16 protein-coding genes are annotated in these 18,568 nt (G+C 40.0%); 11 read left to right on the plus strand and 5 right to left on the minus strand.

Annotation, left to right across the window (positions count from 1 at the left end):
* Positions 1-154 precede the first annotated feature (154 nt).
* A complete protein-coding gene (locus GVK91_RS22955; RefSeq protein WP_153844873.1) occupies positions 155-1,537 on the minus strand; it encodes a cell wall metabolism sensor histidine kinase WalK in 1,383 nt (460 codons plus the stop codon).
* The gene (locus GVK91_RS22960; protein ID WP_088160011.1) at positions 1,527-2,207 is read right to left on the minus strand and encodes a response regulator transcription factor; all 681 of its coding nucleotides are present in this window, start codon (positions 2,205-2,207) and stop codon (positions 1,527-1,529) included. Before GVK91_RS22960 ends, GVK91_RS22955 begins: the two co-directional genes overlap by 11 nt.
* Positions 2,208-2,615: 408 nt before the next feature.
* On the opposite strand from GVK91_RS22960, the gene GVK91_RS22965 reads away from it, so the two are divergent.
* From GVK91_RS22965 to GVK91_RS22990, 6 genes are all read left to right on the plus strand, one after another.
* On the plus strand, positions 2,616-4,019 hold the full coding sequence (locus tag GVK91_RS22965; protein WP_159731441.1) for a WG repeat-containing protein: 1,404 nt from the start codon (positions 2,616-2,618) through the stop codon (positions 4,017-4,019).
* On the plus strand, positions 4,009-4,449 hold the full coding sequence (locus GVK91_RS22970) for a hypothetical protein (RefSeq protein WP_083663466.1): 441 nt from the start codon (positions 4,009-4,011) through the stop codon (positions 4,447-4,449). The genes GVK91_RS22965 and GVK91_RS22970 overlap by 11 nt, the downstream gene beginning before the upstream one ends.
* An 83-nt stretch (positions 4,450-4,532) precedes the next feature.
* Positions 4,533-5,093: a YeeE/YedE family protein gene (locus GVK91_RS22975; RefSeq protein WP_198386026.1), complete on the plus strand. Its 561-nt coding sequence runs from the start codon at positions 4,533-4,535 to the stop codon at positions 5,091-5,093.
* Entirely contained in the window at positions 5,094-5,507 is a 414-nt protein-coding gene (locus GVK91_RS22980) for a DUF6691 family protein (RefSeq protein WP_153844870.1), read from the plus strand.
* Positions 5,508-5,592: 85 nt separating this feature from the next.
* Positions 5,593-6,408, plus strand: a complete 816-nt coding sequence (locus GVK91_RS22985; RefSeq protein ID WP_159731443.1) for a sulfite exporter TauE/SafE family protein — start codon at positions 5,593-5,595, stop codon at positions 6,406-6,408.
* An 11-nt stretch (positions 6,409-6,419) separates the two neighbouring features.
* Positions 6,420-7,817, plus strand: coding sequence for a rhodanese-like domain-containing protein (locus GVK91_RS22990; RefSeq protein ID WP_159731445.1), 1,398 nt, complete (start codon positions 6,420-6,422; stop codon positions 7,815-7,817).
* 121 nt (positions 7,818-7,938) lie between these two features.
* On the opposite strand, the gene GVK91_RS22995 is transcribed toward GVK91_RS22990, so the two are convergent.
* Positions 7,939-8,796 (minus strand): hypothetical protein, encoded by an 858-nt coding sequence (locus GVK91_RS22995; RefSeq protein WP_153844868.1) that lies wholly within the window; start codon positions 8,794-8,796, stop codon positions 7,939-7,941.
* Between the two features lie 160 nt (positions 8,797-8,956).
* Between GVK91_RS22995 and GVK91_RS23000 the strand changes: the two genes are divergently transcribed.
* Positions 8,957-10,834: a M1 family metallopeptidase gene (locus GVK91_RS23000; protein WP_153844867.1), complete on the plus strand. Its 1,878-nt coding sequence runs from the start codon at positions 8,957-8,959 to the stop codon at positions 10,832-10,834.
* Positions 10,835-10,939: 105 nt separating this feature from the next.
* Here the strand turns inward: GVK91_RS23000 and GVK91_RS23005 are convergent, their stop codons facing one another.
* Complete coding sequence (locus GVK91_RS23005) at positions 10,940-12,061, minus strand: glycoside hydrolase family protein (RefSeq protein WP_200845684.1); 1,122 nt, start codon at positions 12,059-12,061, stop codon at positions 10,940-10,942.
* A gap of 368 nt (positions 12,062-12,429) precedes the next feature.
* Between GVK91_RS23005 and hemW the strand changes: the two genes are divergently transcribed.
* The gene (gene hemW / locus GVK91_RS23010; protein WP_153844866.1) at positions 12,430-13,557 is read left to right on the plus strand and encodes a radical SAM family heme chaperone HemW; all 1,128 of its coding nucleotides are present in this window, start codon (positions 12,430-12,432) and stop codon (positions 13,555-13,557) included.
* A gap of 134 nt (positions 13,558-13,691) precedes the next feature.
* Entirely contained in the window at positions 13,692-15,143 is a 1,452-nt protein-coding gene (locus GVK91_RS23015) for a glyceraldehyde-3-phosphate dehydrogenase (protein WP_228280076.1), read from the plus strand.
* An 84-nt stretch (positions 15,144-15,227) separates the two neighbouring features.
* Here GVK91_RS23015 and GVK91_RS23020 read toward each other — a convergent pair whose 3' ends face one another.
* On the minus strand, positions 15,228-16,472 hold the full coding sequence (locus GVK91_RS23020; RefSeq protein WP_159731448.1) for a 3-deoxy-D-manno-octulosonic acid transferase: 1,245 nt from the start codon (positions 16,470-16,472) through the stop codon (positions 15,228-15,230).
* A 65-nt stretch (positions 16,473-16,537) separates the two neighbouring features.
* On the opposite strand from GVK91_RS23020, the gene GVK91_RS23025 reads away from it, so the two are divergent.
* A complete protein-coding gene (locus tag GVK91_RS23025; protein ID WP_120333049.1) occupies positions 16,538-17,530 on the plus strand; it encodes a UDP-glucuronic acid decarboxylase family protein in 993 nt (330 codons plus the stop codon).
* On the plus strand, positions 17,530-18,561 hold the full coding sequence (gene galE / locus GVK91_RS23030; protein ID WP_153844864.1) for a UDP-glucose 4-epimerase GalE: 1,032 nt from the start codon (positions 17,530-17,532) through the stop codon (positions 18,559-18,561). Before GVK91_RS23025 ends, galE begins: the two co-directional genes overlap by 1 nt.
* The last annotated feature ends 7 nt before the right edge of the window (positions 18,562-18,568 follow it).

An 18,568-nucleotide genomic window follows, 5' to 3' on the forward strand; every position in this document is an offset into this window, starting at 1 on the left:
TATATTTTGTTCCTTTATGGTAACGAAGCAATCCCGCGGTTTCAAAACATAATCCGATTCGAAACAACAAGATAGATCCATGAGTTATACTTATCTCTGGTACAAGTATATCACAGCCACCTAAAAATGGAATAAGGATGAGATTAAAATGAAATTAGAAAGGAGTTTTTGGTATTGTAACAACGACCAGAGTGCCTTGACCTTCCGTCGAATTGAGGAACAATTCAGCACCATGAAGGTCAAAGATATTTTTGGCTAAAACAAGCCCCAAACCATTGCCATAAATATCACCAACATTAGAAGCGCGGTAAAAAGAGGTAAAAATATGTGGCTGGTCTTTTTTAGGAATACCTATCCCTTGGTCAAACACTTTTATCGTAATATTTTTGCTATCGCTACTTATGGCTACGCCAACCTGCAGTCCATTGCCGTACTTAAATGCATTTGAAATAATATTGCTAAAGGCAATAAAAAACAGATCCGGGTTAGCCAAAACCGTAAGTTCATCACTATCTTCTGGAATTTCTGTTAGATCAAAAGAAAGCTTGAGGTCCTTATGAATACTTTTTTCGGCTTTATAAATTTCATAGAGTAACTCGTCAATTCGAATAATTTCTTTATTGTCCACTTCCCCCTTGAAGCCCATGCGGGATAGTTGCAAAAGATTATTGATAATCAACTCCATTTTATCCGCATATTTCGCGATCGTCTCCAGGGAATAATAAGCTTCATGCTCTTTCGACAGGAGCTGTTGTGCCAATTCGGCTTCTCCCCCGATAATTGTAAGCGGGGTCTTTAGCGAATGAGAGGCATTTCCGATAAAACTCTGTTGCGACTGAACCGAGATATCCAATCGGCTAAGCATTGAATTTAAGTTCGCAATCAAAACACCCAATTCATCTTTGCTATTACTAAATTTACTAAACAGGCGATGGTCTAAATGTGCGATATCAACTTTATCTAAATCATTGTTGATATCCTTAATGGGTTTCAATAATCGGTCAGCAAAGTAAAAAGACATCAGTACAATTAAAAAAATCGCCAAAATCCCACCTGTGATCAGGGTACGATCCAATTGACGCTGTTCATCATGGCCGTAATCATCAATACCTTCCGATACAACAATCAAATTTTCCTGGTGAAGATGATCCTGAAAGAATACCGCTACAAAGGCAGTCTTACCATGCATATATCTTCCCTTTCCATGACGAATTACATCGGCATAGAATGTTTTTGGCATAGGCAGCTCAGGCCTCAATTGAACTCGATCACTTCCCTTAACAACACGAATGAGGTGGTCTGTTCCTTCAGATAATTGTTTCAGGTATTTACGTTTTACCTGAATATAAAGCGCCCTATTTTCATCCTTCTGATGGACGATATGATCTCCGACAATCACGGCGTTCTCTTCTAGCCGATGAAAAAATTTGGTCTGTAGACTGTCGTACGTGAAATAAGACACATAAATGGCAAAAATAACAAGCAGCAGGGTGCTGATGATAGAAAATAGGAGAACTATTTTGGTCCTAATTTTCATGACGGATTACATAGCCCATCCCAATCACTGTATGGATAAGTTTACGTGAAAATTGTTTATCGATCTTTTTCCGAAGGTAATTCACATACACGTCAACAACATTGGTACTTAAGTCGACATCCATACCCCATACTTCTTCCAGGATATCGATCCGACTTAATACCTTATTTCGGTTGAGCATTAAAAATTCAAGTAAACGAAATTCAGTAGCCGTGAGAATAATAGGAGAATTGGCACGTTGAACCGATTTACTGTCTCTATCCAATTGAAGATCGTCAAATACCAATATATTTTTCTGCTCGGTAATGGTTTTGGATTTGCGGCTGTAGCGACTGATTCGAGCTTTTAATTCCTCTAAACGGAACGGCTTTGTCAAGTAATCATCCGCATCCCTGTCAAAGGCCTCGACAATGTCCTCCGTTTGATTTAATGCCGTTAAGATAATAATTGGGACTTCGTTGTTAGACATCCGAATGTTTTTACAGACATCTAAGCCATTCATACCAGGCAACATCACATCCAATAGGATCAGGTCATAACGGTTCAATCCCGCCATTTTTAGACCAGTATAACCATCCATAGCAATACTAATATGATAGCCTTCTTCTTTTAAGCCTCTTTCGATCAATGATATGACGGATGGTTCATCCTCTATTAGTAATAGTTCCACAGGTATCTTTTTTAAACAGTAAAAAATTCGAGGTTTGTAAAATACAAAATTAACATTTCACCTTTTTCCAAAAAGCTACATTCCCTAATTATTTTCGCTTTTTCTTGACGATTATATGATAATAACCTATAAAACAAGTAAAAAATACACACACACCCGCAAGACCGCTATCTCAACCGTTGTCCTTACAACGATTTACTTCACTTGATATAGAAATAGTCCACAACTTAAGGTCTCTACTCAAAAGATAGGACTATTTCGAGCACCTGAATCTGAAGCACAGACCAAAAATTAGATTTAAACAACCAAATACAATAATATCTATTTTTGAAAGAATTTCCACAAACAGCGAAAGATTATTTCAAAAATCAATCGAATTTCAATATTTTTGCAGCTTAAAATCACACAATGAAACAATTTATCCTTTGTTTACAGTTGGCGTTTTTACTCCTTATCGGACAAGGACACGCTCAGCAAAAGCTATATAAAATTTCATATCAATTTGCTGATCCTGAAACGGGAACAGATACCGCATCTTCAGAATTCATCAAAATATTGGCTGGAAATAATGAAGCATTAATGCAGGCCTTCATCACCAAAGACCAGATGCGAATTGAAAGTTTATTATTCGGAAAATCGATACAGATCAGCAATATCCACGAAGGCAGCTCTTTTCTACTGGATGAAATAAATAAAACCTATACTGCAACAGAGCTGGCCACCGGCAAACTCATTGAGACTGCCGTAAACGAGGGTGATAATTATGCCTATTCGGGAGATTTTGAGATCAGCTTAGTTCCCGATCAAAAGAAGATAATTGCAGGAATCACCTGCGAAAAAGCAACATTCAATCTAACAGGTAGCCAAGATCCACAAACGGAAATTACCGTTTGGTATGCACCAAAATTGCCAAAGTTATACTGGGGCACTTACGATTATCTCGAAAAAGTGCCCGGGGCAGCGCTCTATATCGGATCGGCCGGGCTCGGAATACAAGCGACCAAGGTGGAAGAAATAACATTCGACAAATCACTCTTTGAAATTCCGGCGGATTATGAAGAAGGTGAACCTATTGAAGAAGCTATAGATTCCACGCTAAACGACCATTTATCTTGGTATCAAGATTCCAATACAGCATATTTTGGTGTACAGGACAGCTTAGGAAACAAATTAACACCAGCAAAGTATACGGCAATATATAGCTATATAGGAGACTATGCCATCGTAACTGATGCAGCACAAATGTTTGGCTTAATAGACATACACGGCAAAGAAGTTATTCCATGTCAATATGAATCGCTCAGTTTAGAAACCGAAGGCGGTCCAGTAGTTTATATGAGAGATCTTAAGTATGGACTGTTGGATACAAACGGTAAAATATTGCTGCAGGCCAAATATGACTTTATTTCAGTTCCTAGCCCAGAATATGCACTTTTTACGGAAGGAGAACATACGGGTATCATGGATCAAAAAGGCGCTGTTTTACTTCCTGCCAAATATGAAACCATTTCGGATTATCGCGATAACCTCGCGTTAATTTTAGTCAACCAATCCTACCAGCTTATTAATAAAACTGGGCATAATCAACTTAAAACGGATTATGAGTTCCTATCGTTTGCGGGTGAAAGACTTCTACTGGCATTTAATGACAATAAATATGGGTACATTGATTACACAGGAAAAGTCGTTGTTCCATTTAAATTACAAAATGCCCAAGCTTTTGAAAACGGGCTAGCGCTTGTAACGGAGGATCTAGAGAATTTTTACTATATTGACGCAAAAGGGAAGTTTATCAAGAAATATGAAGAGTAATCCACAGACATTCCACTTGTCGACGTTGCATCGTGGAAAATACATGTTAATCTTGCTGATTTCAATCTTTTTGATCGGAATGGGAATGTCTAAAGTTCCCATACAGGAAATTCTCAAGATTATTATTGCTCTTTTAATGATTCCTTTAGCACTGTATCTGGCCATAAAGTCTTCGACTTTGTCATCGACTTGGGTCTTGGATGAAAATACACTTCAGATAAGTAACGCTAAAAAAACAATCGTTTTCCCTTTGAATAATATTTCTCATATCAGGAATCTCAAACGTTCCGGCGGCAACCTGATCATTATCAACCAAAACAAAGGACCAGCCTTCCGTACCTGGCGCAACAAATTATTTCAAAAGGAAGATGATCTTCCCCTGCTAACGGAAGCCCTAAAGGACGCTGACATCGAATATTACGACCTATAAATTCTTTCTTCCTTCGGTAACATTTGTTACAGGCTTTTGCAAAGGCAGTATGTACCTTTGTAACATCACTTAAGGACATTGTTATGCTATTGGAATACATCAAACAACCATGGCCCTGGTATATTTCAGGACCTTTAATTGCACTGGTCATGTACCTGCTGCTCAAACAGGGAAAGGATTTTGGCATGTCCAATAATCTGCGCACCATGTGTACTGTATTAGGTGCCGGAAAAACTTCCTCTTTTTTCAGATTCGATTGGAAGACCCAGTCCTGGAATTTATTGGTGGTACTCGGGACAGCTATTGGCGGTTTTATTGCACATAATTTTTTGAGCGACGGCACTGCAAGCCAGATTAATTCCAAAAGTGTTGCCGACTTAAAAGAGCTGGGTATTATCGACCATCTACAAGGCTACCTTCCTGAATCCATTTTCATTTTCGACGGATCTTTGTTTCAGTTTCTACTTTTAAGTATTGGCGGTGTATTGATTGGATTTGGAACACGCTATGCTGGTGGATGTTCATCAGGCCATGCTATTTCTGGACTTAGCAATTTTCAGCTTCCCTCTTTGATCGCCGTTATAGGTTTCTTCCTAGGTGGGATCATTATGGTTCATTTTTTATTCCCGCTAATTTTCGCATAAATGAAAGCACTAAAATTTATTTCCATCGGTATATTGTTTGGAATCATCTTATACAAATCGGAAGCCGCATCATGGTATAGAATCTACGAAATGTTTCAATTTCGTTCCTTTCATATGTATGGGATTATCGGTACAGCACTGACCACAGCAATTATAATCGTACAAATCATCAAGAGAAAGCAAATTAAAGATAGTAACGGGATGCAAATAGCATTCTATGATAAAGACAAAAGTATTACACGATACCTGCTCGGGGGAACAATCTTTGGCTTAGGCTGGGCATTGACAGGCGCTTGTCCGGGACCAATGTTTGCCCTAATCGGTGCTGGTTATTGGACTCTAGGAATCGTCTTGCTTTTTGCTTTGTTGGGTACTTGGCTTTATGGAGTCTTGCGCAATAAGTTGCCGCACTAGTTTTAACAAACTACTTTAGACCAAATTACCTCATATACGCGCAATCTGAGGCCTGTACCACTAGTTAAAATTTTAGAAAGAGAAAATGGAATTAATATTTATAGCTGGTTTTATATTAGCTGTTCTGGTCGGCCTGTCAATGGGTTTGATGGGTAGCGGCGGAAGTATTCTAACATTGCCAATATTTGTTTATATTTTTCATATAGAACCTCAATATGCATTGGACTATTCGTTGTTTTCTATAGGAATATTAGCCTTGGTCGGATCAATTTCTCCGTTGAAAAAAAGAGAAATTGACCTGAAAACTACGGCCATTTTTCTCTTTCCATCGCTAATTTCGGTCTATTTGACCAAGCGTTATCTCCTTGTAGCCATACCAGAGTCATTCCACCTTGGCGAGATAGCGATCTCCAGAAACCATATCATCATGCTCCTTTTCTCGATTGTGATTCTGATTTCTGCGACAGCAATGGTACGAAGACGTAAACAGGTTCAGCACGATCGATTCAGAGGTGGAATTGGCCAGATTTTCAACATTGTCCTCGTCGGATTGCTCGTCGGTATCATGACCGGCCTGGTGGGTGCAGGAGGAGGCTTTATCATTGTACCGGCCCTCGTATTACTCTTAGGAATTCCACTTAAGCAGGCCATTGCAACTTCGTTGTTTATCATCGGTTTAAACGCCTCATTCGGTTTGATCGCTAATTATCAGTTCCTGGAACATATGAATTGGTTTATATTGGTTACCTTTACGTTAATCACTTTAATAGGCCTCCAAATTGGTTCCAAATGGAAAGACAAATTAGATGCGGCAAAATTGAAAGGTATTTTTGGGTACTTTTTAATTAGTATCGGCATCCTAATCTTTGCTTTCGAATTCATTCAATTTGTAAATCATTAAAATCACACGTTATGTTTTTTCAACACATTTTTGAGTCATCTTTAGCACATTCGAGTTATATCATTGGTTGTCAAGCCAAGGGTGTAGCGCTAGTCATTGACCCTAAAAGAGATGTAGACAGCTATCTTGAGATTGCACAAAAGAATAATCTGACCATAACCCATATTGCGGAAACGCATATACATGCCGACTACCTTTCAGGTACGCTAGAATTAGCCGCATTGACAGGCGCCCAACCTTTTCTTTCCGATGAAGGTGGAGAAGATTGGCAATATGAATTTCCACATATTGGATTAAAACATGGAGATCAATTTCAAGTTGGAAATCTGATTTTCCAAGTTATCCATACCCCTGGACATACGCCCGAGAGTATCAGTTTTATATTGATTGATACGCCTGCAACCATGGAGCCTGTCATGATATTTACAGGTGATTTTGTATTTGTTGGAGATATCGGACGCCCAGATCTGTTAGAAAATGCAGCGGGAATGATCGGAACCAAGGAAATTGGAGCCCACCAAATGTACCGATCGTTGCAACATTTCTTGGCTCTACCTGATCATATTCAAGTATGGCCCGCACACGGGGCCGGATCCGCTTGTGGAAAGGCGCTAGGCGCCGTTCCGAGTTCAACAGTTGGTTATGAAAAAATACGAAACTGGGCGCTTCAATACCAAAACAACGAAACAGCCTTCGTGGAAGAGCTATTATCAGGACAGCCCGAACCGCCACGCTATTTTGCCATGATGAAAAAACTCAACAAAATAGCACGGCCTTTGCAAACGGCAGTTCCTCAGTACAACAAGTTAACGAACGAAACTTTTCTGGGTTTATACCACAAAGGAACAACTATCATTGATACACGCCATAAGTTTGAGTTTGCCAAAGGGTATCTCCCCAATAGCATCAATATTCAAAATAACAAAACGTTTAATACCTGGGCTGGTTGGATCCTTAATTACACGGATCCTTTTATACTCATTGTAGAGGAAAGCCAATTGGACGACATTGCCCGCAAGCTTATGCGCATTGGATTGGATCATGTCGCTGGATATGTTACACCTGATACGATTCCTCATTTGGGGATTCCATTGGAACATCAGCAACTCATCGGTTTCGAAGAGATGAATAGTGTATTGGGCAAATCCGATATCCAAATACTTGATGTGCGCAATGCCAGTGAGTTTTCAGAGGGCCATTTACCGCATGCGACTCATATCTTTGTTGGTACAATTGCAGACAATCTTAACCAAATTGATCGAAGTAAACAGCTGTACCTGCATTGTCAGTCCGGAGACCGAGCAACCATAGCGGCATCCATATTGGCGAAAAATGGTATTAAGGACGTCAAAATTTATAGTCCTTCCATCAATGAATGGAAATTAAAGGGTGGAACATTGGTACAATAATGTAAAAAAGATCCCGGGATATTTATCCTGGGATCTTTTTTTAAAGAACCAAGCTATACGATCGAACTTTAGCTGCCACTGCATTCAATATAGAGCAACTCAGCTCGGCAGTATGTTTCGTTTATAGACTATTTCTATTGATCCGCAAGAATTCGATGATCTCATCCTTCTTCTCTTCCATCTTGCCTTTCTTTTCCGTAAATTGATGATTATAGATGGTCAGGTACTGATGGTCGTCCGTTTCAGATTCATATAATTCGGCAGTGGCAAAAGAGAAATGCTCTTCTTCATCCGAAAGATGGTCATACACATAGGCAAAATCATGATTACCCAAGGAGCTTACCACAGCATCTTTATCCGCTACGAATTTTAACCTTCCCGGCAATGTCCGCTTATTCATCCATGTTTCGTCTTTTTCAGAAAAAGGATAAATAGTAATACCCCTGAATGCCATAATAATTGGGGTAATCAGAATAATACCCATTTCAATCGCCCACACGGCCCACAACATACCGCCCGAAACCGGACTCTTTTTCAAAGTAAAAGTGCCGACTTCATTTAAACCCTGCATCGCTTCCCAAATAAATGAAGGGTGTAAGAAAAATGCCTTAAACCCCTCCAGATTAAAAGACGATTTTACCCAGGTATCTCCGCCCATTGTCCCCTCCGCATTGTACATCAGCGACACAAAAAGAGCCCACTGGGCATAAAAGCCTAAAATTGCAATCAGCAAAGTAATCAATATTGCAATGCCCTTATTTCTTAATTTCCATTGTTTGAAACAGAAGTTAAGAACATAGAATATTCCAGCACCAAATCCCAATGTAATAAATACATTAAAATAAATAATAGGAATAAACCATTGTAAGGCGATGTATACAATTGCCAATACAACGGCACTAATTGCACCTAAGACCAGAGAGCCAATAAATGCCAACGCAGGAGCCTTTCCCGAGGGCTTATAATATAGATTTTCCATAAAAACAGTAAAATTGATTTTTAACTTAACAGATAAATCCCCTAACCAAAACCAAGCCAATTCTCCAAAGACCAGTCAATTTTCGTCAAGATTTAATGACATTAACTTCGTTACATTCGTTTAAGTGCCATTTATTGAGACAATTTTGTAAGTTTGGGGCATGAAAATCAAAATAATATCCTTTTTTACACTTGCATGTGTATTAAATATTTGGGGGGCAGTAGCGAAGGCCCAAAGAAAAGGATTCTGGCAACAGAAAGTTGACTACAACATGGATGTCAACGTGGATGAAAAAGCATATCAGTACGATGGAAAAATGACCTTGAAGTACAGCAATAATTCAGGGCAGTCACTAAAAAAGGTATATTTCCATTTATATTTCAATGCTTTTCAACCAGGATCGATGATGGACTATCGATTAAAAAACATAAGTGACCCCGACAAGCGAATGGTCACTAACTTGGGTACAAAAGAAAAACCGGTATATCAAAGTCGCATCGGAGAACTGAAAGCCAATCAAACTGGTTATCAGAAAATTAAAACCCTAACGGTCAATGGTGCCAACACAACATTTAAAATTGATGGAACTATTTTGGAGGTAACTTTACCAGTTGCGATCCAAGATGGGGAAACAGCACGTTTTGATATGGAATGGACCGCACAAGTTCCGGAACAAATCAGAAGAACTGGCCGAAATTCGGCCGAAGGTGTAGCACTATCTATGGCGCAATGGTATCCAAAAATGGCTCAATTCGATGAATTCGGCTGGCATTTGGATGAATATACAGGTCGTGAATTCATTGCCCCTTTCGGCAATTTTGACGTTACCATACACCTCAATAAAAATTATGTCGTTGGTGCCTCTGGTGTTCTTCAAAATCCATCAGATGTTAAAGGCTATCAACCAAAAGCAAAAGTAAAAGCCGTCGACAATAAAGCAACGTGGCACTATAAGGCCCAAAATATCCATGATTTTGTATGGGCAGCAGACCCTAAATTTGTCGTGGATTCCGCTTCAAGTAAAAATGGTATAAAAGTGTATACCGTATTCTTGCCAACAGACAAAGAAGTGATCTCGAATTGGAAAACAGCAATAGGCCTTTCTACCGAATTCTTTGACTTCTGTAGTGCGAAGTTTGGTAAATATCCATGGCCAACTTATACCATCATTCAAGGTGGAGATGGCGGAATGGAATATGGTACAGCTACGCTTATCACAGGTGGCCGCAATCTAAAAAGCCTTGTCGGTGTAATATTCCATGAATCGGCACATTCTTGGTACCAACAATTGTTTGGCATAAACGAAACCGTAGATGAATGGTTTGATGAAGGCTTCACATCCTATGTCGAGGAGTTGGCTATGCAGCATATCTTTGAAAAAAGAGGTGCCGTAGCATCTAACCCGCAAATTGCAGCCTACCGTGGATATTATAAATTGGCCCTTTCAGGTAAAGAAGAACCAATGAGTTTACTGGCAGATTATTATAACACCAACTATGGCTACAGCAACGAAGCGTACAACAAAGGTGCCGTGCTTGCAGAGCAGTTGGGTTATATTATTGGTCAGGAAAATTTAGAAAAAACCTTCTTGAAATTTTATGACATCTGGAAGTTTAAACATCCGACACCAAATGATTTCAAACGCGTTGCTGAAGATGTTTCCGGTATCAATTTAAAATGGTATTTCAATCTGTTTATCAATACAACACGTCAAATCGATTACGCCATTGAAAAAGTAACAGATACAGAAATCCTATTGGCCAATAAGTCCAATTTTGCCATGCCACTGGATGTTCTGGTAGAATACACCGATGGAAGCAAAGAATTATTTTATATCCCTTTGCGTGAAATGCGCGGAGAAAAACCAGAAGAGCATTTTGACATTTACAAAGGTGTTAAAAGAACCGTGCTTGAGGATTGGTTCTGGACCAAACCCGACTATACTATCCATGTGTCGAAAACACCAAAAACGGTAACAATTGATCCTTCATTGCGATTAGCGGATGTAGAATCGGCAAACAACAGTTTTAGTAAGTAACTACATATACTTCCCATTATCTGAACAGATGGGGACATCAAGACAGCTTCCAAACCACCTCACATATACTGGGTTTGGAAGCTTTTTTAGCTAATATCCCCTGAATTAGCTAATCTTAAGGGGAATAACCATATTCCATGTACGTTCAAATTGATAGGGCTCTGAACCATCCCCGGTTGCCGCAAACAAATGAGTAGGCTTCCCATTTTCAAATAGTAAAAACGGTCGTTCAAAATTGGCCTGATGACTCGTCGTGCCATCATCCCATTGAATTGTTTTAGAATAAGCTTTTACAGACTTCGAAAGATGCCAATCTATGCCATCCTTCGAATAAGCATGTATCCCGCCCCCCTCTTCACCGCAGATCTTTCCGTAACGGTCCTTCATAATAAGTTCAAACTGCTGACCGTTATACCAGACAAATGGATCTTCTACATCATTTTCATGGTTTTGGTCCGTATGGAATGAAAAAATAGGCTTGTCCGATAAACGGCGATAAGGTCCGAGGAAAGAATCCGCTTGCGCGGCTCCCAATAAAAGTGGTGGATTATAATTTACTGGGGAAGATTTATAAACTAAATAAACCTTTCCGTTCGGTAAGACAACTGGCGAAGGATTTGATGTAATGGAGGCATCCCATTCCCCTTTTCGGGGATTCAAAATCGGTTGATCAACTCTTTTCCATGGCCCTGCAATTGACTTGGAATAGGCCATCCCAATACGTTTATGCATCCAGGCTTTCTGGCCTAAGCCCGACTCCCATACGTTTTCTGTAAAAGAGGGATTTGGTTCGTCATAATTATTGCCAAAGTAATAAAGCACATAATAGTCACCATTTTTTACAATTCGAGGATTGTGTGTTGTACAGCCATCAAAATATTGCTTCCCCCGGGCAGGCAGTACAACTTCAACAAATTCGTATGGCCCTTCAGCGGTATCTGAAATAGCCCTGACGACTTCGGAGTTTGTCACCCAATTACCAAAGCCATATTGTTTGCTCCAACGCGAAGCAAACATATGATATCGTCCATCTTCTCCTTTTATGACCGATGGGTCCCAAATCCAATAATCTTTCATCGCAAATCCTCCTCCTTTTGGCGCCGGTAATAACTTATCTATAAAGGAGTCTTCAAGACTGTCCCCCCAAGCATATCCATGGTTTGAAAATATGAAGAAGCCAGAAACACCGGCTACATTTTTTAGAAAGTCTCGACGGGAGGTTTTCATACGTTTTACTTTTATTAGAAGAAAATAATTCGTTTTTTAATCTATTTGATAAGCTCCCATGAAATAATTTACACGAGCCTGATACCTATAGCTTTTCGATTTTTTCAGAAGGAAACTTTTGAATTCACTCCTCCTTCATCAGACATTAGGTGCTATATTGGTGCTTTCTACCAACAAATATTGACAACAAGATAAAGAATAACTAGCTTGTTGTCAACCTTCTTTTAGATGATTCTTCCATACTATTGCACTTTCTTTTTAAATCCTTAATGAGCGTGCGGAAAAGCCATGCGAAGATTTCAGGTACGCATAGTCGAAAGAAGAAAAAATAAAGGGCGATTTGGTCCGGTCTTGGTATATTTGTCCCCATGATTTATGTCCATATCCCCTTCTGTAAACAGGCTTGTCATTACTGTGACTTCCATTTTAGCACTTCACTACAATACAAAAGTGAGATGATCAATGCCATACGACGGGAAATTGAGCTCAGAGCAGCCTATTTGGAAGACAAAAAGGTCGAATCGATCTATTTTGGTGGTGGCACGCCATCCTTATTGGAAGCTGAAGAGATCGCACGGATCATCGATACGATAGCAATGCATTTTGACATCGTAAATCAGGCTGAAATTACGCTGGAAGCAAACCCCGACGATCTAAATGCGGCCAAAGTAAACAGTCTGCGGAATACAGCAATCAATCGATTCAGCATAGGCATACAGTCTTTCTTTGAAGAGGATCTTAAATGGATGAACAGAGCACATAATCAGCAGGAAGCACTGGCTTCTATCATGCGGGTGCAAGATGCGGGCTTTGAAAATATTACCTGTGATCTTATTTATGGCTACCCGCTGTTGACTGATGAGAAATGGCGCCACAATATGCAACAGCTGATTGACTTTGAAATTCCCCATATTTCTTCGTATTCCATGACCGTAGAAAATAAGACAGCATTGGATCACTTTATTAAAAAAGGCTTAAGTCCGGCTATAGATTCAGATCAGGCAGCGGATCAGATGAGTCTTCTTATCCATACATTGAAAGCCGCGGGATATGAACAATATGAAATTTCCAATTTTGCAAAAAATGGCCGTTATGCGCGTCACAACACAAATTATTGGAAAGGTAAACATTATCTTGGTATAGGTCCCTCGGCACATTCGTTCAATGGAACTTCCAGAGCTTGGAATGTTTCCAACAACGCAAAATATATGACCTCAATCAATTCAAACCAACTTCCCCTGGAAATTGAGGAGCTTTCTACGCTGGACCAGATCAACGAAAGTATCATGACTTCACTGAGAACCATGTGGGGACTGGATTTGATTGCGCTGGAAAGTAAATTCGGGCAATCTGTCAAAAATCGTGTATTGAAAGATGCAGAACCATTTCTAGCAGAGAAAAATCTCGTTTTGGAAGAAAACAAATTACGCTTGACGGATCCCGGTAAATTAATGGCCGATCATATCATGTCTGAATTATTCATAATAGAGGATTAACAAATAAATCACTAATATTTTATTAAAATAATAATATTACAAGTATTTACATTTAAAAAATTACGAAAATAAAAATATAAATCTATTTTCTAGGCGGTTTGTACTATGTTTGCAACATAATCTATTATAAAATTATGATGTCACACAAGCCATCTTTTGATTTAGAGATCAAAAGTTACAGAGAGCAACAAAACGCTGCCGTAAGCTTAATTCAAATTGTCAGTAACCTGTGGTATAACCACGCTATTGAACTTGTATTTTTTCGAAATCAACTCATTGATGTAAAATCGAGTTCAATTCTCAACCTGATCAAGGAAAGCGTCCTCCTTACCGACGAGCCATTCAATATTTTTGACACCCTTCACACAGCACAGGTATTGGAAAAACTCACGCTATCACCTGCGCGTATCGATATCGGAAAACTTACCTTACAGGGCAAGAAACAGACTATTGACAACAACGATCTGCCTAGTTTTATTACAAATGAATTGAAAGATATCAATCAACAAGCGGAATTAAAACCACGCGATGTTGTGCTTTATGGATTTGGTCGTATCGGCCGTTTACTCGCCCGAGAGCTTATGCATAAAGCCGGTGCTGGACAGCAGCTTCGCCTTCGTGCCATTGTAACGCGAGACGCCAATGATAGCAAGTCCATATTGAAAAGAGCGACACTATTAAAAACAGATTCCATACATGGTGCGTTCGAAGGCGACGTACAGGTCGACATTCCAAATCAGGCACTTATTATCAATGGCATCACTGTCCACCTTATCTCTGCCAAACAGCCAGAGGACATCGATTATACCTATTATGGAATACAGCATGCTTTAGTCGTCGACAATACGGGTGCTTTTCGAGATGAGCAAGAACTGAGTCGCCACCTGAAATCCAAAGGTACCGCCCAAGTTTTATTGACAGCACCCGGGAAAGGTATTCCAAATATCGTATACGCAGTCAACGAAAATGATATTGACGTGCAAAAGCATGCGATCTTTTCCGCCGCTTCCTGTACGACCAACGCAATATCCCCTATTTTGGCGGTCCTTGAAAATAAAATAGGCATTGAAAAAGGGCATATCGAAACCATACATTCCTATACTAACGACCAGAATCTTGTCGACAATATGCACAAGAAGTCCAGACGGGGCCGTGCCGCAGCGCTCAATATGGTGATCACAGAAACTGGAGCGGGGGCTGCCGTTTCAAAAGTATTGCCTTCACTGAAGGGCAAACTGACCTCCAATGCCATTCGCGTTCCCGTGCCAAATGGATCATTGGCAATTTTAAATCTCGAAATTAAATCTAAAACTACCGTCGAAGAAATCAATGCACTTTTAAAAGAGGCATCACTACAGGGTGACCTTGTCGAACAGATTAAATTTTCTAAAGACAATGAACTCGTTTCTTCCGATATCATCGGCTCCGCTGCCGCTGCGATCGTGGATGCTCCAGCGACGATAGTCTCGGCAGATGGCAGGAATGTCATTCTATATGTCTGGTACGACAATGAATACGGATATTCCCATCAGGTAATGCGCTTATCTCGTCATATTACCGGCGTAAGAAGATATACCTATTATTAGGGACCAGTAAAGCATCAAGAAGAACAAGAATAAATAAATCACGCGGAACCTGTGGAATATAGGCGGCGGCAGTACAGCTACCGCTTATATTTTTACGGGATTGCTTTTGAGGTATTTCATAATTATCGGTGTTGCTCCTGCTTTCTGCAGAACATATTCACGGGCCAGTTTTCCGGCCTTTTGACGGACAGTCTGATCTTGCAAAACAGCAAAGACTTTCTTTAATTCTTTAGCACTGGCAATGGCGAAACCTGATCCATTTTGCACAAGATCTTTCGCCTCCTGAAACTTCTTGAAATTTGGTCCAAATAGAACCGGTATGCCATAAGTTGCGGCTTCGAGTGTGTTATGTATCCCCACGCCAAAACCACCACCAATATAGGCCAGTTGGCCATACCCATACAAAGACGAAAGCATACCAATGTTATCGATAACCAGTACCTTTGAATCGGCTATTATTGCGGCATCGTAGGTAGCCATGTCCGAAAAGCGGAGTGCCTTCGGCCAAAGGTTAAAAATGCTCGCTAAATGTGATTCATTAATTTCATGCGGAGCCAAGATCAGCTTATAGTCTGAATTATCCAGCAGCAATTCCTGTAGAGCCTGCTCATCCTCGGGCCAGGTACTTCCTGCAACCAAGGCCGGATTTTCACCAATAAATTGGCTGATCTCGGGAATCATTTTTCTGCTTTTAGGAATGTCTACCACACGATCAAAACGTGTATCTCCGGCTAACCCGGCATTCCGTATCCCAAATTCTTTCAAAAGACGTACACTTTCTTCATTTTGCACAAAGAAGTAAGTCACATAACTTAAAATTTTCAGAAAAAAAGTACCATAGGCCTGAAAGAAAATCTGATCGGGTCTAAATATTGCTGAGATCAAAAACAAGGGAATACCCCGTCTATGCAGGCCTTCAAAAAAATAATACCAATATTCATATTTCGTAAACACAGCGAAACTTGGATTAATCAAGTCGAGAAAAAGCCGTGCGTGCTGAGCAGTATCGTAGGGGAGATAAAAAACATAATCGGCCAAAGCAGTGTTTTTTCTGATTTCATAGCCAGAGGGAGAGTAAAATGTTACAATTATTTTATGATCCAAATAATTATTTTTCACCGCTTCCAGGACAGGTCTTCCTTGCTCAAATTCCCCCAATGAAGCAAAGTGAAACCAAATATGTTTTTGGGAAGAATCAACCGTTTGTTTCATCCTCGAATACCAGTCTTTTCGTCCCTCTACCATGAGCTTGGCTTTGGCATGAAAAGGAGCCAAAATACGCAGTAAGAGTCCATAAAGAAAGATTCCAATTGAATAAAGCAAACGCATGTTTTTAAAATAATGTTTATCTTAGTCAAAGATATTAAACCCATTTCATTAAACGGAACCATTGAGTGGAAAATAAACATCGCAAACGGATTTTGATAACAGGAGCAGCTGGCTTCCTCGGTTCTCACCTTTGCGATCGCTTTATTGCGGAAGATTACGATGTAATTGGAATGGACAACCTAATTACCGGAGATCTACAGAATATAGCACATCTATTTAAGTTGGAAAATTTTGACTTCTATCATCACGATGTCTCAAAATTTGTCCACGTTCCCGGGCACTTGGATTATATCCTGCATTTCGCTTCGCCAGCCAGTCCCGTTGATTACCTTAAAATTCCGATACAAACATTGAAGGTAGGATCTTTGGGCACACATAATCTCTTGGGCCTAGCGCGTGCTAAACAAGCACGCATTTTGGTAGCCTCCACCTCTGAGGTTTATGGCGACCCACTGGTTTCACCACAATCCGAGGACTACTGGGGCAATGTAAATCCAGTGGGACCTCGCGGTGTATACGATGAAGCGAAGCGCTTCCAAGAGGCGATAACGATGGCCTATCACAATGCACATGGTCTGGAGACCCGTATTGTCAGGATATTTAACACCTTTGGTTCCAGAATGCGTCTCAATGACGGCCGAGCTATTCCCACCTTTATCGCACAAGCGATACGTGGCGAAGACATCACGATTTTTGGGGATGGTTCACAAACACGATCATTCTGTTATATTGACGACCAGGTCGAAGGCATCTTTCGCTTGTTGCATTCGGCATGTGCAACACCTATAAATATTGGTAATCCAGACGAAATCAGCTTGCTACAATTGGCCCATGAAATTGTCGAATTGACAGACAGCTCGAGTAAAATCGTCTACGAACCATTGCCGGTTGATGATCCCAAACAACGGAAACCTGATATTGGCTTAGCCAAATCAAAATTAGCTTGGGAACCTCAAATAGACCGAAAAACAGGATTGAAAAAAACCATAGAATTTTACAAAAAGATCCCTTTGGATACCTTATCACATAAAGACTTTACTTACTATAATCAACAATAATGAACAAAAAAATACTAGTCACAGGAGGAACAGGTTATATCGGTTCGCACACAGTAGTCGAACTACATAAAGCAGGATATGTACCTGTCATCGTGGATGATCTGTCCAATTCAAACATCAAAATTTTGGATCAGGTTGAGAAGATCATCGGCGTTAGACCTGAATTTCACCAATTTGACCTTTGTGACACAGACCGCGTGAATGAATTTGTAAAAAACAATACCGATATCTCAGGAATTATCCATTTTGCGGCCTCTAAAGCAGTAGGTGAATCTGTACAGAAGCCTTTGAAATATTACCACAACAATTTCTTCTCGTTAATTAACTTATTAGAGGCATATCAAAATAAGCCTATTAATTTTGTCTTTTCTTCAAGCTGTACCGTATATGGTGAGCCAGACTACTTACCTGTAGACGAGAGTGCTCCCGTGAAAAAGGCAACCTCTCCTTATGGAAATACAAAACAAATTGCTGAAGAAATCCTACAGGAAACTGCTGCTGCATATGACAACTACAATATTATTGCGCTCCGTTATTTCAACCCTGTAGGTGCACATGAGTCGGCATTGATCGGTGAATTACCAAACGGTGTTCCTCAGAACCTGCTTCCTTTTATCACACAAACAGCCATTGGAAAAAGAGAAAAATTAACGGTATTCGGCTCTGATTACGACACACCGGATGGATCTTGTATCCGCGACTATATCCACGTTGTTGATTTAGCAAAAGCTCACGTTGCAGCAATCAGATTATTGGAAAAAGGCAACCCGAACGGAAAATACGATGTCTTTAATGTGGGAACAGGAAATGGATATTCTGTCCTTGAAGCGATCAAGGCTTTTGAGAAAGCTTCAGGACAAAAACTAAATTACGAATTTGGTCCACGTCGTGACGGAGATATCATCAAGGTTTATGGGGACGTCACTAAATCGGCCAATCAGTTGCATTGGAAAGCAGCACTTGGTATTGATGAAATGATGGCTTCTGCCTGGGCATGGGAAAAAAATCTGAAGGAAAATCCATTAGATTAAACAATAG

The organism is Sphingobacterium sp. 18053, from assembly GCF_902706145.1.
Classification (GTDB): domain Bacteria; phylum Bacteroidota; class Bacteroidia; order Sphingobacteriales; family Sphingobacteriaceae; genus Sphingobacterium; species Sphingobacterium paramultivorum.